The sequence below is a fragment of the Morganella sp. BCCO 40_0007 genome, from assembly GCF_032989665.1.
In the GTDB taxonomy this organism is placed as follows: Bacteria; Pseudomonadota; Gammaproteobacteria; order Enterobacterales; family Enterobacteriaceae; genus Morganella; species Morganella sibonii.
In genome coordinates, this window is the sequence record NZ_JAVBIN010000005.1 from 236,326 (window position 1) to 262,308 (window position 25,983).

General features: G+C 43.1%; 38 protein-coding genes and 4 tRNA genes. 23 read left to right on the forward strand and 19 right to left on the reverse strand.

The annotated features are described in order from the left end of the window. Window positions 1–14: 14 nt before the first annotated feature. Window positions 15–665 carry a response regulator transcription factor RcsB gene (rcsB, locus tag R5268_RS08075; protein WP_046892372.1) on the reverse strand — a complete coding sequence of 217 codons (651 nt, stop codon included), beginning with the start codon at window positions 663–665 and terminating at the stop codon, window positions 15–17. After that, window positions 658–3,372, reverse strand: a complete 2,715-nt coding sequence (rcsD, locus tag R5268_RS08080; protein WP_107679366.1) for a phosphotransferase RcsD — start codon at window positions 3,370–3,372, stop codon at window positions 658–660. The genes rcsB and rcsD overlap by 8 nt, the downstream gene beginning before the upstream one ends. A 207-nt stretch (window positions 3,373–3,579) precedes the next feature. Between rcsD and R5268_RS08085 the strand changes: the two genes are divergently transcribed. Together R5268_RS08085 and R5268_RS08090 are read left to right on the forward strand one after the other, a co-directional pair. Continuing rightward, window positions 3,580–3,667: transfer RNA gene (locus R5268_RS08085), tRNA-Ser, on the forward strand. Between the two features lie 5 nt (window positions 3,668–3,672). Beyond that, a tRNA-Thr gene (locus R5268_RS08090) sits at window positions 3,673–3,748 on the forward strand. A gap of 26 nt (window positions 3,749–3,774) precedes the next feature. On the opposite strand, the gene R5268_RS08095 is transcribed toward R5268_RS08090, so the two are convergent. The 11 genes from R5268_RS08095 to R5268_RS08145 all read right to left on the reverse strand — a co-directional run bounded on the left by R5268_RS08095 (window position 3,775) and on the right by R5268_RS08145 (window position 9,544). Next, complete coding sequence (locus tag R5268_RS08095; RefSeq protein ID WP_317419138.1) at window positions 3,775–4,938, reverse strand: site-specific integrase; 1,164 nt, start codon at window positions 4,936–4,938, stop codon at window positions 3,775–3,777. A gap of 259 nt (window positions 4,939–5,197) precedes the next feature. Beyond that, on the reverse strand, window positions 5,198–5,428 hold the full coding sequence (locus tag R5268_RS08100) for a hypothetical protein (protein WP_119312854.1): 231 nt from the start codon (window positions 5,426–5,428) through the stop codon (window positions 5,198–5,200). Then, complete coding sequence (locus tag R5268_RS08105; protein WP_317419141.1) at window positions 5,425–6,024, reverse strand: MT-A70 family methyltransferase; 600 nt, start codon at window positions 6,022–6,024, stop codon at window positions 5,425–5,427. Before R5268_RS08105 ends, R5268_RS08100 begins: the two co-directional genes overlap by 4 nt. After that, window positions 6,011–6,394 carry a phage protein NinX family protein gene (locus R5268_RS08110; protein ID WP_317419159.1) on the reverse strand — a complete coding sequence of 128 codons (384 nt, stop codon included), beginning with the start codon at window positions 6,392–6,394 and terminating at the stop codon, window positions 6,011–6,013. Before R5268_RS08110 ends, R5268_RS08105 begins: the two co-directional genes overlap by 14 nt. Before the next feature lie 357 nt (window positions 6,395–6,751). Beyond that, the gene (locus R5268_RS08115) at window positions 6,752–7,420 is read right to left on the reverse strand and encodes a hypothetical protein (protein WP_317419142.1); all 669 of its coding nucleotides are present in this window, start codon (window positions 7,418–7,420) and stop codon (window positions 6,752–6,754) included. 82 nt (window positions 7,421–7,502) lie between these two features. Then, window positions 7,503–7,775: a hypothetical protein gene (locus tag R5268_RS08120; RefSeq protein ID WP_052697358.1), complete on the reverse strand. Its 273-nt coding sequence runs from the start codon at window positions 7,773–7,775 to the stop codon at window positions 7,503–7,505. Window positions 7,776–7,834: 59 nt separating this feature from the next. Beyond that, on the reverse strand, window positions 7,835–8,230 hold the full coding sequence (locus R5268_RS08125; RefSeq protein ID WP_317419143.1) for a single-stranded DNA-binding protein: 396 nt from the start codon (window positions 8,228–8,230) through the stop codon (window positions 7,835–7,837). After that, window positions 8,231–8,845 carry an ERF family protein gene (locus tag R5268_RS08130; protein ID WP_054426069.1) on the reverse strand — a complete coding sequence of 205 codons (615 nt, stop codon included), beginning with the start codon at window positions 8,843–8,845 and terminating at the stop codon, window positions 8,231–8,233. A 2-nt stretch (window positions 8,846–8,847) separates the two neighbouring features. Then, window positions 8,848–9,210 carry a hypothetical protein gene (locus tag R5268_RS08135; RefSeq protein ID WP_317419144.1) on the reverse strand — a complete coding sequence of 121 codons (363 nt, stop codon included), beginning with the start codon at window positions 9,208–9,210 and terminating at the stop codon, window positions 8,848–8,850. Further along, on the reverse strand, window positions 9,207–9,371 hold the full coding sequence (locus R5268_RS08140; protein WP_163623539.1) for a hypothetical protein: 165 nt from the start codon (window positions 9,369–9,371) through the stop codon (window positions 9,207–9,209). The genes R5268_RS08135 and R5268_RS08140 overlap by 4 nt, the downstream gene beginning before the upstream one ends. Further along, window positions 9,368–9,544: a hypothetical protein gene (locus R5268_RS08145; protein ID WP_004240098.1), complete on the reverse strand. Its 177-nt coding sequence runs from the start codon at window positions 9,542–9,544 to the stop codon at window positions 9,368–9,370. Before R5268_RS08145 ends, R5268_RS08140 begins: the two co-directional genes overlap by 4 nt. A 1,390-nt stretch (window positions 9,545–10,934) precedes the next feature. On the opposite strand from R5268_RS08145, the gene R5268_RS08150 reads away from it, so the two are divergent. Further along, complete coding sequence (locus R5268_RS08150) at window positions 10,935–11,144, forward strand: hypothetical protein (RefSeq protein ID WP_004240099.1); 210 nt, start codon at window positions 10,935–10,937, stop codon at window positions 11,142–11,144. 28 nt (window positions 11,145–11,172) lie between these two features. On the opposite strand, the gene R5268_RS08155 is transcribed toward R5268_RS08150, so the two are convergent. Then, window positions 11,173–11,625 carry a hypothetical protein gene (locus tag R5268_RS08155; protein ID WP_230058901.1) on the reverse strand — a complete coding sequence of 151 codons (453 nt, stop codon included), beginning with the start codon at window positions 11,623–11,625 and terminating at the stop codon, window positions 11,173–11,175. 252 nt (window positions 11,626–11,877) lie between these two features. Between R5268_RS08155 and R5268_RS08160 the strand changes: the two genes are divergently transcribed. After that, complete coding sequence (locus tag R5268_RS08160) at window positions 11,878–12,075, forward strand: DUF2767 family protein (protein ID WP_036414486.1); 198 nt, start codon at window positions 11,878–11,880, stop codon at window positions 12,073–12,075. Window positions 12,076–12,227: 152 nt separating this feature from the next. Here the strand turns inward: R5268_RS08160 and R5268_RS08165 are convergent, their stop codons facing one another. Next, on the reverse strand, window positions 12,228–12,569 hold the full coding sequence (locus tag R5268_RS08165) for a DUF3024 domain-containing protein (protein ID WP_186726484.1): 342 nt from the start codon (window positions 12,567–12,569) through the stop codon (window positions 12,228–12,230). 38 nt (window positions 12,570–12,607) lie between these two features. Next, a complete protein-coding gene (locus R5268_RS08170) occupies window positions 12,608–13,255 on the reverse strand; it encodes an XRE family transcriptional regulator (protein WP_317419145.1) in 648 nt (215 codons plus the stop codon). A gap of 99 nt (window positions 13,256–13,354) precedes the next feature. Between R5268_RS08170 and R5268_RS08175 the strand changes: the two genes are divergently transcribed. The 4 genes from R5268_RS08175 to R5268_RS08190 all read left to right on the forward strand — a co-directional run bounded on the left by R5268_RS08175 (window position 13,355) and on the right by R5268_RS08190 (window position 15,682). After that, a complete protein-coding gene (locus tag R5268_RS08175) occupies window positions 13,355–13,564 on the forward strand; it encodes a helix-turn-helix domain-containing protein (RefSeq protein ID WP_036414492.1) in 210 nt (69 codons plus the stop codon). A gap of 130 nt (window positions 13,565–13,694) precedes the next feature. Then, window positions 13,695–14,021, forward strand: coding sequence for a hypothetical protein (locus R5268_RS08180; protein ID WP_317419146.1), 327 nt, complete (start codon window positions 13,695–13,697; stop codon window positions 14,019–14,021). Window positions 14,022–14,162: 141 nt separating this feature from the next. Beyond that, window positions 14,163–14,954 (forward strand): replication protein, encoded by a 792-nt coding sequence (locus R5268_RS08185; RefSeq protein WP_317419147.1) that lies wholly within the window; start codon window positions 14,163–14,165, stop codon window positions 14,952–14,954. After that, window positions 14,954–15,682 carry an ATP-binding protein gene (locus R5268_RS08190; protein ID WP_218411265.1) on the forward strand — a complete coding sequence of 243 codons (729 nt, stop codon included), beginning with the start codon at window positions 14,954–14,956 and terminating at the stop codon, window positions 15,680–15,682. The genes R5268_RS08185 and R5268_RS08190 overlap by 1 nt, the downstream gene beginning before the upstream one ends. A gap of 36 nt (window positions 15,683–15,718) precedes the next feature. On the opposite strand, the gene R5268_RS08195 is transcribed toward R5268_RS08190, so the two are convergent. Together R5268_RS08195 and R5268_RS08200 are read right to left on the reverse strand one after the other, a co-directional pair. After that, window positions 15,719–15,793, reverse strand: a tRNA-Gly gene (locus R5268_RS08195). A gap of 2 nt (window positions 15,794–15,795) precedes the next feature. Next, window positions 15,796–15,871: transfer RNA gene (locus R5268_RS08200), tRNA-Lys, on the reverse strand. A gap of 59 nt (window positions 15,872–15,930) precedes the next feature. On the opposite strand from R5268_RS08200, the gene R5268_RS08205 reads away from it, so the two are divergent. Together R5268_RS08205 and R5268_RS08210 are read left to right on the forward strand one after the other, a co-directional pair. Continuing rightward, window positions 15,931–16,374, forward strand: a complete 444-nt coding sequence (locus R5268_RS08205; RefSeq protein ID WP_046024444.1) for a recombination protein NinB — start codon at window positions 15,931–15,933, stop codon at window positions 16,372–16,374. A 205-nt stretch (window positions 16,375–16,579) separates the two neighbouring features. Further along, complete coding sequence (locus R5268_RS08210) at window positions 16,580–16,984, forward strand: hypothetical protein (protein WP_289647593.1); 405 nt, start codon at window positions 16,580–16,582, stop codon at window positions 16,982–16,984. A 27-nt stretch (window positions 16,985–17,011) separates the two neighbouring features. Here R5268_RS08210 and R5268_RS08215 read toward each other — a convergent pair whose 3' ends face one another. Continuing rightward, a complete protein-coding gene (locus R5268_RS08215) occupies window positions 17,012–17,455 on the reverse strand; it encodes a universal stress protein (RefSeq protein ID WP_024473812.1) in 444 nt (147 codons plus the stop codon). Window positions 17,456–17,564: 109 nt separating this feature from the next. Here R5268_RS08215 and R5268_RS08220 point away from each other — a divergent pair, with 109 nt between their 5' ends. The 13 genes from R5268_RS08220 to R5268_RS08280 all read left to right on the forward strand — a co-directional run bounded on the left by R5268_RS08220 (window position 17,565) and on the right by R5268_RS08280 (window position 25,768). Continuing rightward, window positions 17,565–18,194: a recombination protein NinG gene (locus R5268_RS08220; RefSeq protein ID WP_176877183.1), complete on the forward strand. Its 630-nt coding sequence runs from the start codon at window positions 17,565–17,567 to the stop codon at window positions 18,192–18,194. A gap of 289 nt (window positions 18,195–18,483) precedes the next feature. After that, on the forward strand, window positions 18,484–18,921 hold the full coding sequence (locus R5268_RS08225) for an antiterminator Q family protein (RefSeq protein ID WP_317419149.1): 438 nt from the start codon (window positions 18,484–18,486) through the stop codon (window positions 18,919–18,921). A gap of 374 nt (window positions 18,922–19,295) precedes the next feature. After that, complete coding sequence (locus tag R5268_RS08230; RefSeq protein ID WP_004242341.1) at window positions 19,296–19,508, forward strand: cold shock domain-containing protein; 213 nt, start codon at window positions 19,296–19,298, stop codon at window positions 19,506–19,508. A 9-nt stretch (window positions 19,509–19,517) separates the two neighbouring features. After that, the gene (locus tag R5268_RS08235; protein WP_223302381.1) at window positions 19,518–19,658 is read left to right on the forward strand and encodes a hypothetical protein; all 141 of its coding nucleotides are present in this window, start codon (window positions 19,518–19,520) and stop codon (window positions 19,656–19,658) included. 75 nt (window positions 19,659–19,733) lie between these two features. Further along, window positions 19,734–20,663, forward strand: coding sequence for an LpxL/LpxP family Kdo(2)-lipid IV(A) lauroyl/palmitoleoyl acyltransferase (gene lpxL / locus R5268_RS08240; protein WP_218455438.1), 930 nt, complete (start codon window positions 19,734–19,736; stop codon window positions 20,661–20,663). Window positions 20,664–20,931: 268 nt separating this feature from the next. Next, window positions 20,932–21,366 carry a phosphate-starvation-inducible protein PsiE gene (psiE, locus tag R5268_RS08245; RefSeq protein ID WP_317419150.1) on the forward strand — a complete coding sequence of 145 codons (435 nt, stop codon included), beginning with the start codon at window positions 20,932–20,934 and terminating at the stop codon, window positions 21,364–21,366. A 605-nt stretch (window positions 21,367–21,971) separates the two neighbouring features. Next, window positions 21,972–22,124: an MbeCy gene (locus R5268_RS08250; protein ID WP_166707600.1), complete on the forward strand. Its 153-nt coding sequence runs from the start codon at window positions 21,972–21,974 to the stop codon at window positions 22,122–22,124. 168 nt (window positions 22,125–22,292) lie between these two features. Then, a complete protein-coding gene (locus R5268_RS08255; RefSeq protein WP_166707601.1) occupies window positions 22,293–22,499 on the forward strand; it encodes a hypothetical protein in 207 nt (68 codons plus the stop codon). A gap of 480 nt (window positions 22,500–22,979) precedes the next feature. Next, a complete protein-coding gene (locus tag R5268_RS08260) occupies window positions 22,980–23,171 on the forward strand; it encodes a phage holin family protein (protein WP_004238694.1) in 192 nt (63 codons plus the stop codon). Beyond that, entirely contained in the window at window positions 23,164–23,640 is a 477-nt protein-coding gene (locus tag R5268_RS08265; protein WP_317419152.1) for a lysozyme, read from the forward strand. The genes R5268_RS08260 and R5268_RS08265 overlap by 8 nt, the downstream gene beginning before the upstream one ends. A 136-nt stretch (window positions 23,641–23,776) precedes the next feature. Beyond that, window positions 23,777–24,154, forward strand: a complete 378-nt coding sequence (locus tag R5268_RS08270; protein ID WP_317419153.1) for a hypothetical protein — start codon at window positions 23,777–23,779, stop codon at window positions 24,152–24,154. A gap of 446 nt (window positions 24,155–24,600) precedes the next feature. Continuing rightward, window positions 24,601–24,873, forward strand: a complete 273-nt coding sequence (locus R5268_RS08275) for a helix-turn-helix domain-containing protein (protein ID WP_024473808.1) — start codon at window positions 24,601–24,603, stop codon at window positions 24,871–24,873. A 379-nt stretch (window positions 24,874–25,252) separates the two neighbouring features. Then, the gene (locus R5268_RS08280) at window positions 25,253–25,768 is read left to right on the forward strand and encodes a lipocalin family protein (RefSeq protein ID WP_036421931.1); all 516 of its coding nucleotides are present in this window, start codon (window positions 25,253–25,255) and stop codon (window positions 25,766–25,768) included. The last annotated feature ends 215 nt before the right edge of the window (window positions 25,769–25,983 follow it).

Sequence of the window (25,983 nt, forward strand, 5' to 3'; positions counted from 1 at the left end):
AATACGCTTCCGGATTACTCGTCTCTGTGACTGTCGATAGTTACAGATGAAAGATAATTCAGCAGCGCGATATCGTTATCCACACCCAGTTTCAGCATAGCGGATTTTTTCTGGCTGCTGATGGTTTTGATACTGCGGTTCAGTTTCCGCGCAATCTCAGTAACCAGGTGCCCTTCAGCAAACAGCCGCAGAACTTCACTTTCTTTCGGGGACAGACGTTTATCACCGTATCCGTTGGCATTCACTTTTTCCAGTAGCTTGGAAACACTGTCAGGAGTGAATTTTTTCCCTTTCTGTAAAGAAGCCAGTGCTTTCGGCAAATCAGCCGGTGCACCCTGCTTCAGTACGATCCCTTCGATATCCAGCTCCAGTACAGCGCTGAGGATCGCCGGATTATTGTTCATCGTCAGCACAATAATCGCCAGGTCAGGATAATGGCGTTTGATATACTTAATCAGTGTAATACCATCACCGTACTTATCTCCCGGCATGGAGAGGTCAGTGATCAAAACATCCGCATCCAGGCGTGCTAAGCTGTTGATAAGAGAAGTAGAGTCTTCAAATTCACCAACAACATTAACCGTTTCCAGTTGTTCCAGAGACTTCTTTATCCCGAACAGAACAATAGGATGATCATCGGCGATAATAACATTCAGGTTATTCATACTCTTGGTTACCTTGCTGCAGCAATTCAGTGACAATGGCATCAATTTCCCGGATACCTTCATCCACCTTTATTTTGTTTTTGTCAGCGATATAGCGTTCTATATCTTCACAGCGTGATTTCAGATAATCAAAGTCGAGCACAGCAAAGACCCCTTTGACCCGATGTACTGTCAGCGCCAGTGGCTGCAATTCACTTAATTCTGCTTCCGTGTACATCTTACTTATATCAGGAGGTACTGTGGTGGCAAACAAATCTTTATACGTACTTTGCGCCAGCTGATTTTTATATAATGCAACAACTTCCCTGACGGAAAGCGCTGCTGTATTAATACCCGGATCCCCGGGTAAGAATCTATCATCAAACTCATCCGAAGTTAAGCTTTGTTCGATAAGCAGCGTAATAGCATTCAGAATTTCATCATTGAAATTATAATTACACTCCACAAGGGAAGGTGTAATCATTCGGTGTTCAATAATGTCATTTCGTAAAAAGAGAATTGGCTTTCTCGCTTTCTTATCAAAGTCAGTTATCAGGATGTCATATTCATCTTGCAATAATGCGCGATTTTTATCAAATAAAATTCCGCTGTTTTCAATTATAATTGTGTTAATTATTTCCCGAATGCTCGGGTTAATGATATTTATCTTAAACAGCGTATCTTCCAGCACCCCTGACGGTTCACCAATCATCTCCGTGGCAGGCAGCGGCAGCTCGACAGTATAGTGGGTGCCGATATCCGGTTTGCTGTCTATTTTCAGCTCACCTTTCAGCTTCTTACATAATAAATCACACAAATAAAATGCCAGACCGGAATTAGGACGATCTGCGGTATCCGCAACCGGATACATAAACGGATCATGCAGATTAGCGAGGTCTGATTGCGGTAAACCGGAGCCGCTGGCGATTATTTCTAACTTGATATTATTATGTTCATCTTTAAATATATTCTTAAGACGAATAACCAATTTTCCGTATTTTAAATTACTGACCGCATAATTCAGCAGTAATAAAAATATTTTACTGATAACAGGACCGTCACCAATATAATTCAGCTGCTTGTTAATCGCGTTATGAAAATAAAGCGGAATACCTTTGTCATTTATCTGATGTGAAAATTGTTTAACAATATCCTCAGCCATTTGTGACAACAGGAATTCATCATTGGTTGGTTTCCAGTCATCTGTTTCCAGATCGGCCAGCAAAATAATATTTTCGATCCACTCACTGAGGTAACCGGACTCCGTCACGACTCTCTCTGCCAGACGGCTGCCGGCAGGGTCGGTAATATACGGCACCAGCGTATGCAGGTCATTACCGAGTTTTTTGACCGGAACGACCAGCTCCGAACGGATATTCGATAATACAGACTGACGAGCCTTGATACTTTTCTTATATTCACGGTCAGACAATTGCAGGCGGCGGGCAGTCAGCGCTTCCTGATCGACATCACGGAACAGAATCAGATACGTATCATTCATATTACGAACCGGATTTATACTGACTTCATACACCACATTATCAATAGTGGTCTGGATACGGCCCTGGTGTTCCCGGGCCATATCGCGGGTTTTGTTCAGGTCGCTGAGATTCAGTAACTGGCTGGCGATCGTATTGCTGACCAGTCGTTTATTGGCGGAAAAATCATAAATCGCCAGCCCGACAGGCACCTGTGCCACAATTTCATTGGTTATCGCCTCACTGTTTCTGGCCTGACGGACTAATGCATTGAGCGGGGAGATGAATCGCTTGCGGATATAAATAAGTCCGCCCACCGAGAGCATACTGAACAGAAAAACAGAAATTAACAGCCAGATATTGGCGGCCAGCATTTCTTCTGCCAGTGACAGCAGTGAGAGCTGGTAAACCACCTGATACGGCATTTCACGCAGGCGGTAACTGAGTTTCAGCGACAGACCGTTAATACTGATTTGCACGGCATTCTGGCGGTTACTGAGGTTATGGGAGGCGGCCGGAATCAGTGACAGGTTGGACAAATCCAGATTATCAGGCACCAGGTTATTCACCGGCAAATCAAACGCCACCACGCTGGTCAGCTGACCGGGATTATTAAACATTGCGCGGTAGGTATAGTAATACGTGGATTCTGACGGCATCTTGGTAAAGGAGGAGAGTGTCTCCCGTTCATCCAGTGCGGTGGAATCTGCCAGCATTTCCGCCCGTTTTTCATCGGCGCCCAGCGTCAGCGGGCTTTCACGGTAGCGCAGTTCCGGACGCAGGGCTGAATGGGATGTAACCAGCAGCAGACTGTTATCCAGCCCGTTAAGGTAATACATGGAGTTAAACTGATTCTCGCCGCCCCACAGAATCGTCAGATAATCCGAAAAGCGCCGCGCGATAGCGTAGGTATCATCATTAGTCTGACCGAACAGAATGGCATCCACAACCGGCACCCGGCTGTCAATCCAGTAAATATCATTGAGGATCTTGTGCGGAGGGACGAGCTCCGGCCGTTTCTCTGTATCCGCGGTATTGGCGAGCCTGAACAGCTCAGCGGACTGATAACGGTACGTTTCAACCTGATGTTCTATCCGGTTGCTGAAACTGTATAATGCGCCTTTTTTGCTTCCCAGCCAGGCATCGTAATAGTTATATCCGTATAAAAAGAGAGATAAGACTAATAACGAAACAAATGATGCATAAAAGCCGGGTATTGCATAAGGCTTGGAATGTGACTGTCTGTACATATGTTCCGTTGTGACCTTATTGTAAGTACTTGACTGTAAATTCACCGGGAAGTGATTCTATCATACTAATTCCCGCCACAATAACAGCAGTATTCGGCCTTCAGACCTGTCCGGTGCGTGAATGTTGAGCAGACAAACAAAAAAATCGGATTTTTTTGCTCACAGGGGTAGACAGGTTCCTCATTTTTCAGCATAATCGCGCCCCATGGAAGGATGGCCGAGTGGCTTAAGGCAGCGGTCTTGAAAACCGCCGACGGGAGACCGTCCTAGAGTTCGAATCTCTATCCTTCCGCCAAATTAGCCGGCTTAGCTCAGTTGGTAGAGCAACTGACTTGTAATCAGTAGGTCACCAGTTCGACTCCGGTAGCCGGCACCATATTAAACCCGTTAACTCTCAACCAGTTAGCGGGTTTTTCTTTTGTGCTCACCAACCACGATCAGGGTCGGGTGGGACATATTTGGGACATCCTCACCAAAAACAGCATCGATTTGCTGCGCATGCTGGCTCAGATGACCCGGTGCCAGGTGAGCATACCGGCGTACCATTTCTATTGATTCCCATCCCCCCATTTCCTGCAATACGGACAGCGGTACTCCTGCCTGAATTAACCAGCTCGCCCATGTGTGGCGAAGGTCGTGAAAACGAAAGTTTTCTATACCGGCACGTTTAAGTGCAGTCCTGAACGCAGTATTACCGTCAACGCGCATTTTTCTGACAACCGGAGTCATTGAGCCGTCAGATCTGTTTTTAGCCTTCGTATGCACAAAAACATACTTTGTGTGATTGCCTATCTGCTCACGCAGGACGCGGCACGCAGTGTCGTTAAGAGCAACACCCAATGCTTTCCCTGATTTGGTCTGATCTGGGGGAATCCACGCTACTTTTCTCGGCATATCTATTTGTGACCATTCCAGGTTAATAATATTGGAGCGCCGCAGGCCGGTAGCCAGAGCAAATGTCACAACAGATTTAAGAGGTTCACTGCATTCATCGATCAGGCGTTTCGCTTCCCGTGGCTCGAGCCATCGGACCCGGTTATTCTTCGGTTTTGGCACCCGGATATTCGGGGCTTTATCGAGATACTTCCAGTCGCGTTCAGCGGCGCGGAGCAGTGACTTGATGAAAGCCAGGTAAGCAGATTTGGTTGCTACAGAAACCGGCTCTGATTTTTTACTGACTGCGCGCCGCTTCCTGCCGGAAATATGCTTTTCCCAATTTTCTTTCAGCTTCTGATTTTTCAGCTTACTGACAGCATCATAGATTTTAATCTCATCAATATCTGCCAGGTGCATCCCTTCAAAGTGACCGAGCCAAAACAGTATTTTGGTTTTATCATCATCAAGAGATTTTTTGCCTGATTTTTCCTCGAGCCACCGCGTACAGGCAACCTCAAAAGTAACCTTCGGAGTTTCACCCAGTGAGCTTACGCGCCACAGCTCGGCCTTTCGTTTATCATGCAACTCCTGCGCTTGTTTTTTGTCCGTTGTACCAAGCGACTCCTTAATTCTTTTACCATTGTGCGAGTAACTGGCGTACCATATCTCGCCTCTCCGGAAGATTGACATATCCTTTCCTCTTCCGCACTAATCACGCTTTCCGGCGTATTGTGCATTTTGTAGTTGATGGCTGCAATGCAATTTGCACGGGTAAACTGCCACGGCGATTTGGGCTTAAGCGGATCTTTTCTCGAGCCGGAAAGCCTGCCGGAATCAATCCATTTTTTCAGGGTAGGGTAAGATATTCCCATGAAGGCACAGGCTTCACGGCTATCCATCGGGTAGGCGTCTACGGTCGGCCAATATAAAGTTAGGGCTCTGCCTCTGGTTAAAGTGGGTTTAGTTGCAACCCCCATACTTCATCCTCCTGCTGTAACGTACGCACGTAATACCCGGGCTCTTTCTTCTCAGGAAAGCGCAGGTGATTAAGTGGTTTAAATTTCGGTGTGTATTTGTCGAGTATTGCGGTGTGTTGTTCGTCTGATGTGTACTGCATTAATTCCTTCAGGCATTCCCTTGCTACTCGTCTGCGTCCGTTCTCTGCTTCCTGTGGTGTCATAACTCAATACTTCCCGGCACCTGATCCCCGTATACATCCCACCCGCCGTATTTCTCCCTGGCAAATAGTTCAATGCGCGGGACATCTCCGTATAACTCTTCCAGCCGGTGATGTACTTCCTTCGGTTTCTCGCTGTGCTCACCGAGACATGAATACACTATCTGCCTGACGCTGGCCGACTGGCGTTCAAGTCCACGACCCCTGGTAGCAATCAGGCATACCTCTGCACTAGCGCGGGTATAGTTGCCGCCGTTGATGCGCGTCTCTGAGTTCAGCAATTCCATGAAATCAAAGAAATCCTCCGGCGGATACTTATCTATCCGACCCCCGGCGTTTTTGTTCAACTTCACCCACACGAACCCGAAGCCGGTACGCACTTTAAATCCCCACGCTTCAGCCAGTTCGTAAGCCTCACGGACAAAGTTACCCGTGTACCACATGCAGAGTACGGAGTTGTCAGAGGCTATTTTTTCGATGGGTAAGCGGGTGAGGGAATAAAAATCGGTGGTGTTGTAGTGGTTATCTGCTGCGCCATTTGAGGATTTGTTGCTATATGACCAAGGGGGATCGGCTAACAGAAGGTCATACTTTTTCATTCTCCTCGTCCTTCATGATCAGAAAGCAAATCATAGCTGCGCGATAATAATTTTTATCGTAAATTTCCAGCTCGCCTTTTTCTTCATCAAAATGATATGCGCCCCAACCAATATCTTTATCGATATAATTCATGCATATTCCATTCTCAATAACAATCGGCATTGCGTCCGCCGGGTCGTTGCAGGGGTCGAACGTGCCAGTGACGTACTTATCTTTTAGGTTAATTTCACCGCCAAACTCACAAGACAAATCTATATCCATAAGTTCAACGATTTTATCGGCACTGTTGAATCTGTATTCCCGCGTCAAATAAAAATCAGCCACAGCCTTATTAATCTCAGAGTCTGATTTGTCACGATATTTGTTCATCACGTAATATCTCCTCTATCTTATTTTTAATAGCAATGAGGTCTTGTGTTGTCATATCCATATCCCATGACGGAACCTTTACCCTGAATCGGTTTTTTATTGTTGCTTAAATTTCGATAGGGTCATCATGTTTTTCTAAGGCTACATAATACCAATTAATCACGAACCACCTCCGCACACACTAATTCAACATTCCGCACAGTCATCATCTGAACTGCGCGGCTCTCACATTCTTCGAGCGTATAAATATCATCGGTAACAGGCACAGCAGATCCGTGCATCACCAGTAGTAATACAAATCCGATTGTCATGGTTAGCTCTGAATTTTAGGTATAAAAACCCTGCTAGTGCAGGGTACTAGGCGTATCGGTTTCCTTCCACCGCTTCACGCAGCCAATTATTTGACTTGCATATATCATTGAGGTATCCATAAATCTCTAGATTATTTGCTTTTTCACCCTTGCTGATTTCTGATTTTAATTCGCTGAAATTCTTAATAATTGATTCTATATAAGAGGACTCTCTTACTATCTGAATGAATAGCTCTGGTTTAATTTTGGCTATCAAGGGTAAATTTATATTCCGTATATATCCGTAAATAGATGGTATTGTGACCTGTATTTTTATTGAATTACTGTTTAAGTATGTTATTTTATCAATTAATTCTGTTATATTTTCGTCAAAAGTTAAATTATATAAAAGACAAACATCATCAGTGATTTTGTTGACCCTATCTATTATGTCAAAGGTGTTTGAGTCTAATTCATTTTGATATATTGCTACACATGAATTTAACTCCCTCTCCTCATCTTCTTTTTTTATAGTAACTTGTTTGTGGTAGACCCATATAGTGGCAGCAATTCCTAATGATGATATAGACGTAAAAAATGCTGAAAATTTAGCCACTGATTCACTTCCAGAATCACACAGAAATTTCATTATCAGAAATAAAACAACAAGCCAAAAAATAATAGATAGTGTAACTCTCATTAGATTAACAATTTGGTACTCTTTATTAACTGACATAACACCCCCTTAAAAAAGACGGCGTATTGTACCCGCATCAGTGACTAAACACATCCGTGTGCGTCACTATTGTGGCATCTGGCTAATCAATCTTCCGGCCATTAACCGGCTGATAGTTAAAATGCCAGAACAGAAATTCTCGGCCACGCTTAGTCAGCCGTAATTTCTCTGTGGTCAGCCCCATATTTATCAATATGCACTGCGCCGTGTATCCGTTGTGATATCCAGCCATTACCTTTAAACATCCTTCTCCTACGATATCGCGGTAATTTGTGTGTCCGAAGTTAGTCCCTTCAAAGTGCATAGCGATATACTCATCCGTGATATCTGCTATTAAGTCGATTGGTCGCGACATATTCATTCCTCTGTTATCAGCATCCCTGCATTACGCTTCATCCTGAAACGGCGGGGGTATTAAAACGGAACATCATAGTCAAAATCCATCGGTGGCTCATTCCGTGCTGGAGCTTGCTGCGTCTGCGGCTTCTGGCCTCCTGCCTGATTGCCGCCGAAATCCAGTTGATTCACGATAATCACTGGTGCAGACCGTTTACTGCCATTCTGATCAGTCCATTCCTCCATGACAAACTCGCCAATAACCGTCACCTTCGTTCCTTTTTTCAGGTGCTCTGGCAATTTCTCAGCTTTCGCGCCGAACATTTTGCAGATAACCCACGATGTCTTTTCGTGCTCGCCATATCCCTGCCTAACCGGCAGACTGAACGATGCAACGGCTTTCCCTGCCGGAGTCCATCGTTGCACACAATCCTTTCCGATATTGCCACTGACAGTAATCACGTTAATTGCCATTTATGCCGCCTGTTTAAGTTCGTTGATCCTGATGCCGGTGAGTCGTTTACACTCATCCTGCTTGTCGCTGCCGTTCAGCATTTGCCACACTTTCCTGTATTCAGCCTCAATCGTCTTTGTGTCACTTGTGACATTAAGAAATTCGGTATAGTCACTCAGAATCTGAGTGTGGTTGCGCGGGGCAACATCGTGAACCTCTGCGTCAGCATCAATTGCAGTTTCTTCGGTGGGAATACAGAACGCTTGGAAGGCTGCGTATTTATAGGCGATTGACATTGCTTTGTTGGTTGCCTTGTCCCCGCTATCCATAGCTTCGCCAAAGGTGGTCACTGTGTGTTTGCTGCCGTCTTCCGTGGCAATGAAATCAAACTCAGCCTTCACCACGACATAAAATAAGGTGCCGCCTTTTTGCGTCTGTCGCTCCGTGACAGAACGCTCCATAATGCGAGGAAGGATAATCAGTCCATGCTTAACCAGCGCCGGGGCAAGGGCGTTGTATACAGCGTCGATACCCCTGAACATAAACCCCTGTTGTGAATTCCTGCTCCCTTTTTTGATGCCCGTCTCAGCCAGTTCCTTGGCTACGGCACTTATTGCCTTATAGACTTCAGACATGATTAATCCCCCAATCTTTGGCCAGGACGTGATTCCGCACGCCCACCGCCGTAATAATCAATACCACCGACACCAGTAGCTTTTCCATGTTCTGTCCTCCATTCTCTCCACGCCTGTGTCTCAGCAGCATTCCGTGCTGTTTTGATGTTTTTAGGTAGTGGGGGATAGTGAAGGGCGGTGATACGGCAGATGTTGTAAAGTGTCTCGGCCACCCGTTGCTCTGACAGTGAAGGCTCTCCGGTCGGTTTCCCCCGCCGTTGCAAATCCATTTGCTCAATTGCTGATTTCAGGGCGCGTTGATAATTGTCCTCATACGTCCCGCCGGAGCCTGAACGTTTCCCTATGCGGCGTGGATATTCCATCATGTGAATTCTCCGCTTAAAAATTCTGCCGGTACCCGTCCGTTTGGCAATCCGACACTTTCACGAAACCAGTAATCATCATTTTCTTTCTGCTCTCGTTTCCTGCGCTGTTCGGCAATCCGTTGCCGTTCTACCTGAGCATCCTGTATTGTGTATGTGTTCATGCCGGTAGCCTCATTCTGCACTGATGGAGAATACGGCTTGTTTTGGCGTTCTCCCTGCGCCAACGCCACTCCGACACAATCTGCTCAATCTGCTTTTCATCCATGTCAGCCTGATTGAACAACTCAATAACCTGTTCCTTGGTGTGTTTTTGTTTTGCAGTCATCAGCGACATATCTTTCTCCCGTAAGCTCTCATCTGTAATTGGTTAGCCAGATCCCAAATGCGGGACTTTCCGGTGGATATCGCTACCCTTGCCGCACTTCGGGCAAGGCGTAAAAATGGCATAGAGATGCACGCCACGTCAGAACCACACGCAGCGCGACAAGGTTTAGTTTTCATGTTGTTTACCTACGGATATACCTGAAAAATAAAGGATATATTTAAATTTTATTGATGCTGATCAAAATATATTTAGTGATAACAATGAGGAGCAGATTATGGAGGCTTTTGCTTTATTACCTTTGATTACAGCAACCATTCTTGGCGGTATCTTTTTTCTTCCTGTCTCATTTATGTTTGTTTCCTACTGATGGACATTAAGGCAGTTATATTCCAATTGCCTTTTCCATAAATTAATGGCGCATAATTTCACTCTGGCACAATGCCCGCTCCCCGGATATAGTTAGAAAAACTAAGGAGAGCAGTTATGAATTTAACCCCTGAACAACTCGAGACGATCATTGAGAAAGCTGTAGAAAAAGCTATAACCAAGTCATTCATCAGGTATCTGAAATTAACTATCGGGATTCCTGTTGTTGTCTTTATCTTCCTTGCGGTAATCGGATATTTCCTTTATCCGAGGTAATTCCTCTTATACACATCCCTGTGCTACGTGATGAATGAATAGTTATCCCCGTATTGCGAGAAAAGTTAAAATTTCAGTAAAATCGTATATTATTTTATGCTAAAATATCATTCATATGTTCAATAAACTATGGAGATATAATGAGTGAGCTAATAAAAAAGTAATTTTTCGATTCATAAAAGCTCCTAAGGTAATAAATAATTTCGATGATGAAGAACGCGCATTACTGATATATTTTCTTAATGGAAAATACAAAAAAAGGAAAATCAGAATTTATAAAAAAGCAGCAAAGCGTTTGATTGATAAAGATGTTTTGGAAGTTGTTGAATCCAGCGTCCGCCCCGGGGTTAATCTAATTAAGATATCAGACTGTTACTATTCTATTCTGAAGCAGAAAATATAAATTTCAGATTACTGACTGGGGGCTCGTATCCTGGGCTGTCAGACGCCAAGACGCCCGATATATTTCAGGTAATCAAAAATGCTTTTATCTGTTGGCTCTATGTTCTCATTGTTGCACTCTTTGCAGCAGCTTCCGGCATACGCCTCTGCCTGAGCAACATGTGATGAGCTCAATTCAGTCGATGCAGTACTTATTGCTACACGTCATATCCATCTCCTGTTTTATTTAACCTAACATCCACCGTAAATGTGATGGGGTGAAGTGTCTGCTTTTAACCATATCAGATGAGGTGCCGTGTGTTACAGATAGAAATCCGTTAAGATGCTTTTAACCCTATAAAATGAGATAAATAAGATGAATAATGAAGTGATTGCAAAGCGTCTGGACGCGCAGCATATTTTGCTAAAATCAATTTTTGACGCGCTGACTACCGAGCAAAAATCCGAAATTGAGAAAAATATTAAAAGTTTGAGTCAGGCAGCAAGGTACCCGCACATTCTGGAGTCATTTGATGAGCCAGAAGATGCAGAGAAAGCAGCACTGGACTTGCTCTACCTTAAGTAATACTTGGTCAGCCCATTCATAGGATGGGCTATGCTCTGGCCGTGATACCAAATTCTGTTTTTGGTTTTGACTTATATCGCTTAGTTGAATACAGGGCAGTTGTGTTTAAGCAGCAGTTGTCCGGTGAATCATAAACTGGGGTGCTGCATGCGGATGTGGCTTTTTCTACTCGGCTCATTGGGCTTTTGTCCGGTTCAGTTCTGAATATTTCCTCCAACTTCATTTTTACATTTTTGGTGGCAATCGCTTCAGCCTTTCTCCTGGCGTGACGCCTGTTTGCTGAGTTGCCACGTAAAAATTCAGGCTTGCGTGATTTTTTCACTATGATTATTGCCATATTTCCTCCAAACAGTCGGCTTTGGCGATTGGTACAACCATGTGTTGCTTCAATCCCGAAACCTTCTGAGAAGGCTGACGCTTTATCAGCGTCACCGTTCTGACAGCCAATACACAGCTCGCTATCATCGTTTTTAAAGAACATCAACGTGCTGTGTTCCGTTGATGGATATGATGATATGCATTTGACGCAAATGCGTCAAGCGCATATTTTGGCTTGGGTAATGTTAGATAAGATTTAAGATATTTATATTATTGATTTTATTTGGGATTTGTCTTTTTTAAAATCGTCAAAATCTGGCGTAGATCACATGGGGTGGAACAAAAAATATACAATTATTTTCTGTCCAAGCGCTGCTGTGGATGTTATTGTTGAATAAATATACAGAGGTGATGAATGAGTGACGAACGAGAACTGATTTACAGTGAAGTATGCAGAGTAACAGGCAGAGCGGCTATTATGTTACTGGATTCACGGCAGATGATAACGAAAGGAAATATCAGGCAATTGCTGTACTCCCATAAAGAACAAGAAATAGACAGATTTATGAATGAGGTTTATGAGGTTGCTATCGACCTGATGAGCGATAATTGATATAAAAAAGCCCTCGCGGGGAGGGCTGGGGTTATGCTGCCCTTCACCTATGCGTTCACCGCCAGGATAGCCCTGCCAACTTTTATCACTGTCATATCCTTATTATGTATTTCTACACCTACCACCTTACTCTAAAATATGTCATCAGGCTGTCAGCCAAAGAATCGATGATTTGCATCTTCATCAATAATTTTTATTGCGTCAGAAAAACTGCCTATCATTCGGCCGTCGTAGTGTCGCCATTCATTATTCTCAGTAGACCAGAACAGAGACCACGAGTTGCTGTTTCTGTTGTTTGTTATTTTGGCCAGCATTTCTTCCGCACGTCCGGTGCTCCAGGACAGTTGTCTAACCTCGAAAATGATTACGCTATCGTCTTCAATACGATACTGAAGATCATGTTCATCCCGGATATGCTTTGGTGGACGACGCTTTTCCATGAAATAGTTCATACATTGTTTAATTTGTACGACTTCAGTGTCATTGAATGCCATAGTTTGTCCTTAGAACTCGTTTGATTATCAGTACTGGTTTATGATTGTTCGCACTTATCGATAAATTTAGTCGGTTTTACAATCGCAGCCACATAATGCATTTTTTCCACTTCACGTGGGTCAACTGTGATTGGCGGGTGAGTATTGTTGACGCTGGTGAATTGGTAACTACCATCTCTGGTTTTATTCAGTATTTTTACCATGTTCTTACCTTCAATAGTGCGCACAAAGACCTCATCGCCGGATCTGACTACTGTGTTGGGCTCAACAACCACATACTCACCTGACTGAATCCTGGGCCACATACTGTCACCCTTAACTTTGAGGGCATAAGCGTCCTTATCATCGCTGTAAATTTGAACCCATCCCTCAAGGGCCTCTATCATATCCACTGCGCCATCAATCCCCAGGAATGCTTCCCCAACTACTTTAACCATGCCATTAGGGACGAATCCAACAAACTCAACATTATCATCTTGTTGCTGTGTAGTGGTATCGGAGAATAGGTCGGCTACCGTGACACCAAGAGCAGCCGCAATTTTTGTTAATGTGCTCTCGGAGTAGCCTTGGATATTCCTTTCAAGGCGAGAGATATTCCCCACGTCGCTATCAATAGCAGTGGCTAATTGCAGGATTGTTAATCCCTTCTGTTTTCTGAGAGCTCTAATTTTTGTTCCTATTTTCATATTATCATTCAACTTTATTTATGCGTCTCACACAAGGCGTATTGCGCATATCAAAGTATATGGTAATATGCGTATGGCGCATTCAAGGTGGAGTGAGATATGCAAATAACGCCTTTAAGGAAAATTCGTTTGGAAAAGCAATTAACAATTGCAGAGGTGGCGGCCGCAATTAACTACGATGTCGGGAACCTCAGTCGTTTGGAGCGTGGCGCTCAGACGGCATCACTTGAGATTGCTGAAAAATTGGTGAAATTTTACGAAAAAAAAATCACTGAAATGCAGATTTTGTATCCGCAGAGGTATATGTAGTTACCCTGGTTCTTTAACAATCGCAGAGTTGTTAGCTGCTACGGAGTCACTGATAAAGTGACGATTTACATATAAAACTACCTCACAGGATGTGAGCTACGGACTATCTATACCAAAAGGAATTTACATTATGGAAAATGCAAATCCACGCAAATCGTTCAACCGGTTTGTGTCAAATCATCTGATGACAACCGCTCATCAGGCAATCAGAAACACCACACAGACGGTAGTTGCAAAACTACTCGGTGTTCACGATTCAACAATCCTGCGCAGAACAGAAAAGTTACCGGAGATATGCGAGACATTGGCCGCAGCCGGTATCAGGGATTTTGTTTTGTCTGGCGAAAGAAAAATCAGTGAGGAGGAGTATCGGTTTCTGTGGAAGCAGATTGGTGAACTCTCTCAGATGAGAATCAAAGAAAACGCCCCGACTGTTGGAGCAGCAGAGGCGCATTAAGAAAAGCACTTAATATTTATACTGTATCAATAGCCAGTATTGTTGAAAAGAGGGAGACATAAAGTTTCCCTTTTTTGATACAGCAATTAACGGAGTAATTATACATGAAAGTAATTACAAAACAAAGATATGGAGGTCGCTATGAATACAGCGGAAGTGTATGAATTCCCTGTTAAGCAGGAGCAACCACGAGTGGCAGACCTGGACGATGGTTACACTAAACTCGCCAACGAACTGCTGGAGTCTCTTTCATGCTGCAATCTGACAGCCAGACAGTTCCGGGTAATGTTGGCACTGATCAGAAAAACATACGGGTTCGGGAAGAAAAATGACCGGATAGCAGATTCTCAGCTGTCAGAAATTACCGGCCTGTCCCGTCAGAACGTTAACAAGGCAAAGAACGAATTAATTTCAATGAATTACATCGTGAAAGATGGCAATAAGATTGGGGTTAACAAGGAGGTTTCGGCGTGGAAAAATCAACTTAGAGACACTGTCTCTAATCTGGAGACAAAAAAAGTCTCTAAGTTAGAGACAAATGATGTCTCTGGTTTGGAGACACACAAAAGAAATACTTTAAAGAAAAAAGAAAATATATATACCCCTATATCCCCTAAACCTGAAAAACCGGCCAAGCCAGAACCCTTTGATGCAAAGGCACACCCGCTGCCTGACTGGTTGAGCCGAGATACCTGGGTGAACTGGGTTACCTACCGGAAAGACCTGAAAAAACCGATCAGGACAAAACAGACACTAAACGGGCTGATATCCAGGCTGACTAAATTTTACGAGGCAGGGTATACACCTGAGAGCGTAATCGACGAATCGATATCAAACGGCTGGACTGGCTTGTTTATGCCGAAATCACCACCAACACGGTCGCGCATTGTCCGGCCTAAGCGTGTTCAGCAATTCATACCGGAGGACTTCTGATGGCAACAGCAGCACAGACTCTGGCGAGGTTTAACCGCATGAAGCCGGAGCACATCAAGCCAAAATTCACGAATGCTGCTGAGCTGATGGCGTGGCAGCGTGAGCAGGGCGCCATCGATGCGAAACGGATTGCTGACGAAAACCGTGTGGCTCGACTGCATAAAATCATGGGGCGTTCCGGTATCAGACCGTTACACCAGGAATGCACGTTTGAGAACTATCTGGCGACAACGCCGGAGCAACAGCGGGCACTCAGTAAATCACAGCAGTACGCAGCTGAGTTTGGTAAATCATTTGGCGGCTTTATTTTCAGCGGCAACCCCGGTACCGGTAAAAACCATCTGGCAGCGGCTATCGGCAACCAGATAATCCGGAACGGGAAAAGCATTCTGATTGCCACTCTGCCAGACCTGATGATGCGTGTCCGTGAGACATACCAGAAAGGGGCAAAAACTACTGAGTCCGAGCTGATCAGCGACCTGTGCGAAGTGGATTTACTGGTGCTGGATGATGTTGGCGTGCAGCGCAATAACCTGAACGAAGAACTGATTATTTTTCAGGTGGTAGATCGCCGGTCATCGAACAAGAAGCCGGTAGGTGTGCTGACCAATCTCAATTTTGACGAACTGGCAAAAGCATTGGGTGATCGGGTTATTGACCGTCTGAGAATGGGATCGCCGACCGTTATCAATTTTACATGGGAAAGCTTCCGCAGGCAGGTTAAGTAGCGTCATAACCCAGGACAGAAGACTTTTTGAAATGATTGGAGCGGCCAGCGGGAATCGAACCCGCATCATCAGCTTGGAAGGCTGAGGTAATAGCCATTATACGATGACCGCAATGGTGGGTCGTGGGAGGCTCGAACTCCCGACCAATTGATTAAGAGTCAACTGCTCTACCGGCTGAGCTAACGACCCGATGAAATTAAAATACACCCGTAAGAAACTAACGGCAACCGATAACCTCAGGAGGCTGAATGCAAAAACAGACATTCCTTCTCAGGAATATACAGATACTCAGAAATCTCAAGGCAGAGCTCGACAATCTCCCGCTTAACGAAGAATTCCCCCTCGAAGTAAAAATATCCGATCCGAAGCGAACCCTTCCCCAAAATGACATGTTTCATGCGCTGTGCGGCAATGTAGCAGAGCAGGGCATTGTATGGGCTGGCAATACGTGGGGATTGCAGGACTGGAAATGTATTTTCGTATCCGGACATGCAAAGGCGACAGGCCGTGACGGGACGCTTATTCCGGGACTTGAGGGAGAGATTGTACCGCTGGCAAGAGAAAGTACCGCAAACATGAGTAAGAAGCGCATGACAAGCTTAATCGAATATTCGCAGGCGTGGGCTATAGGTGAAGGTATAAAACCCCGCGCCGCGCGATACAGGTTTAATCATTACGGACATCAGGAATAGGAGCAGGACGTATGAAAGAACCGCACATACACCGACTTCTCACCAATGACGAAGCCGATAATCTCTGCATTTACTACAGGCGTAAGGGGTATAACCCGGTGAAGTCACTGAATATCAATCCTCAGTATTTCGACGTCACCGTGTATCTGCCGGTAGTCAGATATCTGAAACCAACACCACGGGCAATGATTAACAGGATGTGGCGATGAATGACGAACAATTCAAAGTATGCGTTGACATAATCAGGGCATGTCGCGATCTGGATTCGTTCACCAATCACGAGGCTGGGCTGCGCACAGGAAACTCGACAGAGTTCATTAAGTGGTTTACCAACAAAATGCTGTATATCGGATGTTTGCGAAAGGTTGGTACAACGAGGCATAACCGCCATGTGAGTCCGTTATTTGCTATATCGCCGGATGCTGTCACCAGGCTGTATCGCTACGTTTGTGATTCCCGTGGTGAGTTAATGCCGGGTGGTGAGCAGAGTGAGAGAAAGCGAATCGAATTTTGCGGAAAGGTGGTCAGCAAAGCATACATTGAGCCGGGTTTCGGACAGTCGATTATAACCAGGATGGACGCAATGCTGCGGGAAGTGCGCTGTTTATAAAGACAGTTTCCCGCAGCGTAACATGCGTTATCTTACTATAAATACGGATGTTTTTGCGTAATGTGCTAACGATGAAGCAGTTGAACCAAGGATATGTGTTTTAAAGCTTGGATTGCGGGAGCCAATAATAATAAGGTCAGCTTTAATCTGTTGAGATACGTCTATTATGATGTCAGCAGCACTACCAATCTTAACGAGCAGGGATACCTGGTTATCAGGGATGCCGAATTTACTTACAACTTCTTTTAGTTCTTTTTCAATGGTCTTAGATGTTTCATCTTCGAATTTTGTATCTTCAGTGATCATCGGGTATCCAACACCATACTCATTATATTTTTCGGCGGGGGAAATGACAGTCAAGAAATAAAAATGTGTATTTTTATTTACTGAGAATTCATTGATTTCAGAAATGACCTTGTCGGTCAAATAGTTATGATTTAGGTCTATAGGTACAAGAATAACTTTATGCATAACCAACTCCTTTATGAAGAATTAACATCTCATCATTAATAGTAGAACACTTTATCGCCGTTAATCGAAGTTTTTTGCAATCATATATTTATCGAACTGAAGGAGGAGTATGGTGAAGTGGCCAAGGCGAAAATGCCTGATATGCCGCGACTGGTTTCACCCGAAGTTTAGTAACGAATGGTGGTGCTGTCCGGAGCATGGTGCTGAGTTGGCAATAAAGCGACGAAGCAGGGAAAGGGAAAAGGCTGAAGCCAAATTAAGAAAGGAGCAGCAGCAAAAAGAACGTGAAGCAAAAGATAAATTAAAAATCCGCAAGTTAGCAGTAAAACCTACCTCATATTTCCGGCAGCAAGCACAAACAGCGTTTAACCAATTCATCAGACTCAGAGACCGCGATGAACCATGCATCAGTTGTGGTGAACCTAATCCGCCTGATTTACATGGTGGGCAGTGGGACTGCGGTCATTTTCTGTCTGTCGGGTCACATCCTGAGCTGCGGTTTGAGGAGCGAAATGCCTATAAGCAATGTAAATCATGCAATGCGGGGGCCGGTAAATTCTCACACAAAAATAACACTGTAACGCAGAAATACGAGTTACGGCTGATTGAAAAATTTGGACAGGAGTTAGTTGACTGGTTACGCGGTCCGCATGAGATACCGCACTGGAAGCGGGAAGACTATATCCGTATACGCGATGAGTACCGTGCGAAAGTGAGGGAGTTAAAGCGTAAGACCTGAAATTACACCGATACCTGAACGCTACGGTAATCAGGCGACACTGGCGACTGAGTTGAAAATAAACCGGTACACAGTCAGGACGTTTCACCGGGATACCTGGTGCGAAGCGTACATAATCTACATCGGTGTGCTTATGACCGAGTTCGAGATGAAAGGCATACAGGAGTGAGAACAATGAGAGAGAAACATTGGAGCAACACTACTCTTCAGGGCAACTATACGGGAAGCGCCATTTCTGTTTTATCGGAAGATATTAAACCTCATAGCCTGCAAAATAACGAGGTAATGTATGCGTGATATTCGCCAGGTGTTAGAACGGTGGGGGGCTTGGGTTGTTGATAATCAGGAATCAGTATATTGGTCACCAATTGCTGCCGGGTTTAAAGGGCTGATCCCTGAAAAAGTTAAGAGTCGTCAGCAATGTACTGATAATGATGCACTGGTGATATCCGGTATTATGGCAAAACTGAACATCCGCAACAGCGATATGCATGATCTGCTTTTTGATTACTATGTTTTCGGTAAGACGTTTATTCAGTTGGCCAAGAAATACGGGTGCTCAGACACTCACATAGGGAAAAAACTCCAGAAGGTAGAAGGGCTGGTGGAAGGAATGCTCATAATGGGAGATGTAAAACTGGAAATGGACGGTACATCACATCATGGAGGTATGCGGACATTTATGAACAAATTACATGATTTAAAAATTAATGCTTTACGATCGTAAAAAAGACGCTATTGTGATCAGAGTTATTTCTGTGTCGTATTGATTACAAACTGAAACCCCGTTTTTACGGGGTTTTTTTATGTTGATAAACAGATAAGATAATTGGTTAAAATCAGTCGTGATTTACGTGTAGTGATACGTAACATCTGAGGGATAAAATAATAAAGTTTGCTATTTGTGATCATCTGTGGCTTAATGGCGTCACTGGTTTGGAAGTACAGGCCTATTTATGCTAGTCAGTTTAAAGTTGTTCACCATTTAGCGTTATCCTCGATACCACTTCATTGCGAATTCCTTCTAATTAATTCCCATAAGTAAAAATAAAAAACAAACCTCATATGCCTTATGGCAATCAAAAAATTAAAGGAAATTCTATGTCTAATACAATGACTGGTTCAGTAAAATGGTTTAACGAATCGAAAGGTTTTGGCTTCATCACTCCGGCTGACGGCAGCAAAGATGTGTTTGTTCACTTCTCTGCGATCCAGAGCGACAGCTTCAAGACATTATTTGAAGGTCAGAATGTTACCTTCAATATTGAAGACGGGGCAAAAGGTCCGTCTGCATCAAATGTGGTGGGTCTCTAAGGCGCACCAATGATAATAGCACTGTTTTTTCAGTGCCCCTGTTGCAGTGGAACACAATACCGGACTTCGCACTTTGATGTTTCTGCATCAAATCCGCATGGTGCAAAATGCATTTTTTGTAAAACGGTGATGCTGTTGTCCAGGCAATAGAAAAACTAAATTCCAAGGCCTGATAATATTATCAGGCCTTTTTATTATGCAGTAATTATTACTTATCAGGAAAAAATGTATTCTCTGAATAAATTTTCTATCAGGCTTCTTCACCCAAGGTACATTTTAACCTGGATTGGTATCCTGTTGCTTTTCTGTTTTGTTCAGATGCCTTATCCATGGCTTGTGTTTTTAGGCGATAAGTTAGGTCGTTTTTCTGGTTTGTTCCTGAAAAGGCGGGTATCCATAATTAAAAAAAATTTAGAATTATGTTTTCCTGACAGAAATAAAATCCAGATAGAGAGTATGGTTGCAAGCAACCTGTCATCTTTAGGGATTGCATTATTTGAAACCGGTATTGCCTGGTTCTGGAATGACAAAAAAATTAATGAAATATTTAGAGTAACGGGTTGTGATAACTTTAATGATGTATATGACAAAAATAATGGTGTTTTAATTATTGGTATTCATTCCATGTCGCTGGAACTTGGGGGCAGAGTTATGGGGCTGTGTTTTCCTGTAAATGCTATGTATCGTCCCCACAACAATAAAGCAATGGAGTATATACAAACAAGATGCCGAAGCCGCTCCGGAAGCGGGATGATCGACCGTAAGAATCTGAAGTTTATGGTATCGGAACTCAAACGCGGGCAGGCTATTTGGTTTGCTCCGGATCAGGACTTTGGAACTAAAGGTACTATCTTCGCCCCTTTTTTTTCGGTAGCTAATGCTTCTACATCAAAAGGAGTGGCAGCTATAGCCAAATTATCGAAGTCACCGATACTTACTGCAACGATGATAAGAAATAATGAAAGTGGTAAGAGGCCTTATGAATTAATAATTGGTAAAGAAATTGCTGATTTTCCGTGTGGAGATGACCTGGCAGATGCTGAGAAACTAAATCAGATTATTGAGGCAGAAATCATGCATGCTCCGGACCAATACTTGTGGGCACACAGAAGGTTTAAGACCAGACCTCCGGGAGAAAATTCTCTGTACAAATAAGTTACAAAGATTGTCATTGAATGATCTCTGTATCACATTGCTTATAAATAAAAACTTCGTATTGCGGGTTTTTATACTCATGTTGATGAAGTTGATTATTTATTGTAATCACGTGTAAGTAAGACAGTTAAAGAAATAGAATGTGGTAAACTGTATAAACACATTTCATATCAGCTGACGTTTAGCAAGTTCCGTACCTTCGGTTCTTTATTTTTGTATTCTATAAAAAATAGATGTGATATTGACGAGGGAAACCTCAGGAGCCATCATGTCAGGGTTGAGCCAATCAAAGTTAATAAGTCGGTTGCTTCAGTGGATCAGCAGTGCGGCACTGTTACTTTTGGCAATTATATTGATTGTTTTTTTGATAAAAGAAACAATTATCCTTGCTGCTTTGTTATTTAAAAAAAATGACCTGGTGTCGCTGTATTCATTAGTTGATGGGATAATTATATATTTTTTATATTTTGAATTTATTGCATTAATAATCAAGTACTTTCAATCAAACTATCATTTTCCGCTGCATTATTTTTTATATATAGCAATAACAGCGGTTATCAGGCTGGTAGTAGTCGAACATAAACAACCATCATTATTAATCGTATATTCAATTACAATTCTGATATTAGTATTTGCTCTTTATGTAGCTAATACTGAAAAACCAATTCTTAAAAGAAAAAAGGTAAACTGCGAAGCTGAGTAATATCAGGTAAATAAAAAATCCGTGCCAAGACGATGTGGTATAGTAGTGTTGTCAATACCGTGCCGTTGGCTCAGTCTGGGAGCTGACTTTACAACCGTAAGGTTATCTTCTTTACCGGTGAATCAGAGAAATGAGCGGCACTCACGGGACTATGTTCCAGAGGAGTATCTATGTTTAACCCGTTTCAATTTGATACAGTGTTCCGTTTATTTCAATGGTTATCAGTTTCTGCTTTGCTGGTGTTAGCCATTGTGTTGATGGTTGTTTACTTTGCATAAATCACATTTGAAGTATGTGTAAAACTATCCACAGATTACTTGTGTTATGTAAATGTCAGGAATAAATTGATACAAAACATCACCATCCATAAAACGGCCATTATATTTTTAAATTAAAATTTGATTATCTTGTTTTTTGGGGGTCGTATTGATTTTATCTGCTATACTTAAAGAGTAAAAGATGAAGACGGGGAGACTAGGTGCTCCACCAGAGTCTTTTCAGCCTCATCAGTTATGGTGGGGCTTTTTATTATGTAAATACGTGTAAAGTCGACATCTCTGTTTTTATTTTGTGCCAATATTATTTCTTAACAGAGGGAAATTATTGTGCCTAATATGAAAACAGAAGTAATTGTTGTTCGCCTGACCAAAAAAGAGAGAGCGCTCATGGATGCGGTAAAAACTAAACCACTGCTTTCAGATTGGATGAGAGAATTAGCGCTTGCTGAATTGAATAAACAAGAGGGCTGTAATGCATAATATTCTGTTTTTTTGTTTAAAAAAAGATGTACCAGATCCATGGTGTGGCAGGATCAGTTGTCTGGCTGGATTCTTATGACAGGGAATCAGTAGATTTTTTAATTTTTAAAATCCCTGTTAATATGTTATTCCTGTTTTTATAAGTATAAAGAATAACAGGCGGGGTATATGGATTATTATTTAACGTTAACTGAGAGTGATAGTAGTTTTGTTTTACATAAAATTACATGTCAAAAGTTACAGCAGTCTAAAAGTACAGCGTATGTCGGATATTTCTGGGGAGTGCATGCAGCTATTCAACAGGCTGTTGTTATAGCAAAAGGGCCTGTTGTTTTATGTTCGCTATGCCTGAGTCAGGATGATAAAAAACCATAATGATAGCTCACATATTCAATTCTGTTGAATCACCGGATAGAGCATTAGTTGTGTACAAAAAAACCGCAAACAGCAACCGGGGAAAGTATAAGTGTATACCAACAACATAACTAAGATGCATTGTTTACAATTGTAGTGCGTCATTTAGATTAAGAAAGGTTGTATAATATTTATTTAAATTCCAAAGGTCGCCTTTTGCGGCCTTTTTCGTTTATATTGCCACAGCATCAATTACCTTATTATCACTTAACATAAGAGCTGTACGCGGTTTTTATCCATGGCAATAATAAGAGCACTGGAATACGACAGGCTCATTACCTAATCCGTATTCGGACACAGTGCTCTTTTTATTGCTTTCCCGCCGCTGGTGGGATTCTGAATAATGCCGCAGCCACCTCACTTTAACCTGTTTAAAACATATAACCCGGTTGCGGGATTTCCCTATCACTCAACATACGGAACACTCCGCAAGGGGTGGATATGCGCATGTCCGACAAATATTCCAGCCCTACAGCATACGCCTGGGGGCTTATAACCTCTGCCTTTGGCATTTTATCTCTGGATCAGTGGGCCATTGTTGCCGGGATCATCTGTACCGTCGGTACGTTCCTGGTTAACTGGTATTACAAACGGAAGGAATTCCAGTTGAAAGCCGGAGAACATCATGAATAAGCGATTGGTTAAAAAGGTCATGGCCGCTTGTGCTGCCGGAGCAATTGCCGGTGCGCTGGTGCTGATCCCCGCATATGAAGGTGTTGAGTATACGCCTTATCGTGATGTGGCCGGAGTGCTCACAGTATGTTATGGCCATACCGGCAGTGATATTCAGCCCGGCAAGCTGTACACGGACGCTGAATGCAAGGCCCTGTTGCACGACGACCTGACGAAAGTCCGGCGCGCGGTTGATCCTATGATCAAAGTGCCGATTGATGACAATACCCAGGCGGCCATCTATTCATTTGCATATAACACCGGAACCGGTGCGTTCTCGCGCTCCACTATGCTGCGCAAACTCAATGCAGGTGATATCGCCGGTGCGTGTGACGAAATGAAACGCTGGACATTTGCCGGTGGCAAGCAGTGGCACGGACTGATTAACCGGCGGGATACGGAGAACGCGGTATGCCACGGAACCCCTTAACGTTGATCATCATTGCTATCATCCTGCTGACTACTGCTTTGTTGGCGGGTTGTTATCTGTATTCACTCCCGAATCACTGTAAGCCTCTGCCGGGTAACCTGCTGGACGGTGTGATCCATTATAAGTGTGAAGCGTTATGAACCGGAAAGAAGCGGTAATTGCCGCGTTGTTTATTGCTGCCGCCTGGTGGGTATATGACACCTACCGGGATAACCAACAGCTGAAAGTGAGTAACACAGTACTCTCAGGCCAGTTATCAGCACAGCAGGCGATAAATACCACCACGCTTGCAGCTGTTGCCATCAGACACCGCGTGGCACTCGACAACATCAAAGCCAAACAGGTTGAGGACACAGAGCATGTCAACGTTAAGACGGTTATCAAAACAGTATTTAAGGGCAGTGAATGCGCTGCTGCTCCTGTTCCCGCTGATGCTGTCAGTGAGTTGCGCAGATACGCGGCCGGAATTAATACCCGCGCCGGTGGTGCCGCTTCCGCCGCAACTGACCGCTGATTGTGAGCAGATAGATATACCGGATGATCTGACGTTCGGTGGTGCAGTTGAGCTGCTGGCTGATGCCATGAAATATATTGCTAACTGTAATCACGATAAGCAGGCAATACGGGAGATTGAAGCGGAGAGGATAAAAAAATAGCCCGGCTATTGCCGGGCAAATGATTAATAGAAGGTATACTTACGACTCCTGCAATCGAATATACCTGATAAAAGTTAAACAAAACATAAACAAGTATAATTACTTGGTGTGAGGTTAATAATTAAGGTTAACGAGGTTAATTAATCTTTTTGATAGTCATTAAATTATATTTTTGGTTTTTTTGCGCGAGATATCTTTCTTTGTTGGGTAATCATTCTGAATAGTCTATTTTTTGTTGATGACTTGGTTTGTCAGTCAGCATATTATGCTTTACTCTTAATATATGTTTGTTAGGAGGTTCAGAATGAAAGATATTAATTTTATTGTAGGCCAGAACATCCGCGATTTAAGACACCGTAATGGCTTGACAACAAAGATGTTAGCCAGAATGCTGGGAGTGTCACAGCAACAGTTGTCAAGGTATGAACGGGGTGTTAATAAAATAGATGTCAGTGTTGTATTTAAGATAATAAATATATTTCATGTGTCTTATGAATATCTGTTTCCTGAAACTCAGAATGATTATACAGAATCAGTAAAAAGCTCCTTTGTATATATGGAGCCTTTAGCAATCTAATTATACCAAAAATATAATCATAAATGATATTCATTACTAAAAAATAATGAATATTATTTTTATTGAAGCATGGGAATACACCATAAAGCCAGCTTAATATTGTGAGCTGGTTTTAGTTTGTATAAAGATATTACCCGGTGTTTCAGTCTGTACGAAAATATAACTGCATAAAAACAGGGTATATCGCAGTGCCATGGTTGACGCTGTAATATCAGGCGGGAAAGGCATTGTTTTATCTGCCGGAAATTTCCTGCTGTTCCTCTGATGTATCACCGATATTGAGATGACAGTAATGGCTGTTGTGGAACAGTGAATAGATCGTACAAACACATTTTTTATGCGAAAGTATCTCATTGGTTAATAACTTGATGAGGTTATGATGCAGATAAAGTCAGTTTTTATGTTTTTGGGTATGTTTCTGCTTAATGGATGCAGTGTCAAAGTGCCCAAAGATATAACCCCGGTTAAACCTTTTGATTTATCTCATTATTTAGGTGACTGGTATGAAATTGCCAGGATAGATAATCGTTTTGAAAAAGGCTTAAGCAAAGTTACAGCTAACTATTCTCTTCGTGATGATGGTGGTGTGAAGGTTATCAACAGGGGTTGGGATGCGAGTAACAATAAATGGAAAGAGAGTACCGGAAAGGCCTATTTTGTTAACTCAGCTGATACAGGGGCGTTAAAGGTATCTTTCTTCGGACCTTTCTATGGAGGTTACAATATTATTAAGCTTGATGATGACTATCAGTACTCACTGGTTGTTGGCCCCGATAAAGATTACCTGTGGGTGTTGTCACGTACACCAGCTATGCCGCCAGAGCTGTTAAATGAGTATCTCAGCTTTGCCGGTGAACATGGTTTTGACAGAGAAAGAATACTTATATTTCAATAAGATTATATTCCGGTTTATTCCCCGGGATACTGAATGGACTGAATATTAAATATTTCAGCAAATAAAACACAACAACCCGCTCCGGCGGGTTTTTTATTACCTGCGAGCCGCCGATCTCCTCTGCCACATTAGCCACGACTGTAAGCACACCCGTTTCAGTTCCACACACTTTTTGAGATTTCGTTATTTTCAGCTAATAACCGGTATTCTTCCGG

Coding starts and splice junctions, on each gene's coding strand:
- rcsB (WP_046892372.1), bottom strand. CDS start 665: ATGAATAACCTGAATGTTATTATCGCCGATGATCATCCTATTGTTCTG.
- rcsD (WP_107679366.1), bottom strand. CDS start 3,372: ATGTACAGACAGTCACATTCCAAGCCTTATGCAATACCCGGCTTTTAT.
- R5268_RS08095 (WP_317419138.1), bottom strand. CDS start 4,938: ATGTCAATCTTCCGGAGAGGCGAGATATGGTACGCCAGTTACTCGCAC.
- R5268_RS08100 (WP_119312854.1), bottom strand. CDS start 5,428: ATGACACCACAGGAAGCAGAGAACGGACGCAGACGAGTAGCAAGGGAA.
- R5268_RS08105 (WP_317419141.1), bottom strand. CDS start 6,024: ATGAAAAAGTATGACCTTCTGTTAGCCGATCCCCCTTGGTCATATAGC.
- R5268_RS08110 (WP_317419159.1), bottom strand. CDS start 6,394: ATGAACAAATATCGTGACAAATCAGACTCTGAGATTAATAAGGCTGTG.
- R5268_RS08115 (WP_317419142.1), bottom strand. CDS start 7,420: ATGTCAGTTAATAAAGAGTACCAAATTGTTAATCTAATGAGAGTTACA.
- R5268_RS08120 (WP_052697358.1), bottom strand. CDS start 7,775: ATGTCGCGACCAATCGACTTAATAGCAGATATCACGGATGAGTATATC.
- R5268_RS08125 (WP_317419143.1), bottom strand. CDS start 8,230: ATGGCAATTAACGTGATTACTGTCAGTGGCAATATCGGAAAGGATTGT.
- R5268_RS08130 (WP_054426069.1), bottom strand. CDS start 8,845: ATGTCTGAAGTCTATAAGGCAATAAGTGCCGTAGCCAAGGAACTGGCT.
- R5268_RS08135 (WP_317419144.1), bottom strand. CDS start 9,210: ATGATGGAATATCCACGCCGCATAGGGAAACGTTCAGGCTCCGGCGGG.
- R5268_RS08140 (WP_163623539.1), bottom strand. CDS start 9,371: ATGAACACATACACAATACAGGATGCTCAGGTAGAACGGCAACGGATT.
- R5268_RS08145 (WP_004240098.1), bottom strand. CDS start 9,544: ATGTCGCTGATGACTGCAAAACAAAAACACACCAAGGAACAGGTTATT.
- R5268_RS08150 (WP_004240099.1), top strand. CDS start 10,935: ATGAATAATGAAGTGATTGCAAAGCGTCTGGACGCGCAGCATATTTTG.
- R5268_RS08155 (WP_230058901.1), bottom strand. CDS start 11,625: ATGTTCTTTAAAAACGATGATAGCGAGCTGTGTATTGGCTGTCAGAAC.
- R5268_RS08160 (WP_036414486.1), top strand. CDS start 11,878: ATGAGTGACGAACGAGAACTGATTTACAGTGAAGTATGCAGAGTAACA.
- R5268_RS08165 (WP_186726484.1), bottom strand. CDS start 12,569: ATGGCATTCAATGACACTGAAGTCGTACAAATTAAACAATGTATGAAC.
- R5268_RS08170 (WP_317419145.1), bottom strand. CDS start 13,255: ATGAAAATAGGAACAAAAATTAGAGCTCTCAGAAAACAGAAGGGATTA.
- R5268_RS08175 (WP_036414492.1), top strand. CDS start 13,355: ATGCAAATAACGCCTTTAAGGAAAATTCGTTTGGAAAAGCAATTAACA.
- R5268_RS08180 (WP_317419146.1), top strand. CDS start 13,695: ATGGAAAATGCAAATCCACGCAAATCGTTCAACCGGTTTGTGTCAAAT.
- R5268_RS08185 (WP_317419147.1), top strand. CDS start 14,163: ATGAATACAGCGGAAGTGTATGAATTCCCTGTTAAGCAGGAGCAACCA.
- R5268_RS08190 (WP_218411265.1), top strand. CDS start 14,954: ATGGCAACAGCAGCACAGACTCTGGCGAGGTTTAACCGCATGAAGCCG.
- R5268_RS08205 (WP_046024444.1), top strand. CDS start 15,931: ATGCAAAAACAGACATTCCTTCTCAGGAATATACAGATACTCAGAAAT.
- R5268_RS08210 (WP_289647593.1), top strand. CDS start 16,580: ATGAATGACGAACAATTCAAAGTATGCGTTGACATAATCAGGGCATGT.
- R5268_RS08215 (WP_024473812.1), bottom strand. CDS start 17,455: ATGCATAAAGTTATTCTTGTACCTATAGACCTAAATCATAACTATTTG.
- R5268_RS08220 (WP_176877183.1), top strand. CDS start 17,565: ATGGTGAAGTGGCCAAGGCGAAAATGCCTGATATGCCGCGACTGGTTT.
- R5268_RS08225 (WP_317419149.1), top strand. CDS start 18,484: ATGCGTGATATTCGCCAGGTGTTAGAACGGTGGGGGGCTTGGGTTGTT.
- R5268_RS08230 (WP_004242341.1), top strand. CDS start 19,296: ATGTCTAATACAATGACTGGTTCAGTAAAATGGTTTAACGAATCGAAA.
- R5268_RS08235 (WP_223302381.1), top strand. CDS start 19,518: ATGATAATAGCACTGTTTTTTCAGTGCCCCTGTTGCAGTGGAACACAA.
- lpxL (WP_218455438.1), top strand. CDS start 19,734: ATGTATTCTCTGAATAAATTTTCTATCAGGCTTCTTCACCCAAGGTAC.
- psiE (WP_317419150.1), top strand. CDS start 20,932: ATGTCAGGGTTGAGCCAATCAAAGTTAATAAGTCGGTTGCTTCAGTGG.
- R5268_RS08255 (WP_166707601.1), top strand. CDS start 22,293: ATGGATTATTATTTAACGTTAACTGAGAGTGATAGTAGTTTTGTTTTA.
- R5268_RS08260 (WP_004238694.1), top strand. CDS start 22,980: ATGCGCATGTCCGACAAATATTCCAGCCCTACAGCATACGCCTGGGGG.
- R5268_RS08265 (WP_317419152.1), top strand. CDS start 23,164: ATGAATAAGCGATTGGTTAAAAAGGTCATGGCCGCTTGTGCTGCCGGA.
- R5268_RS08270 (WP_317419153.1), top strand. CDS start 23,777: ATGAACCGGAAAGAAGCGGTAATTGCCGCGTTGTTTATTGCTGCCGCC.
- R5268_RS08275 (WP_024473808.1), top strand. CDS start 24,601: ATGAAAGATATTAATTTTATTGTAGGCCAGAACATCCGCGATTTAAGA.
- R5268_RS08280 (WP_036421931.1), top strand. CDS start 25,253: ATGCAGATAAAGTCAGTTTTTATGTTTTTGGGTATGTTTCTGCTTAAT.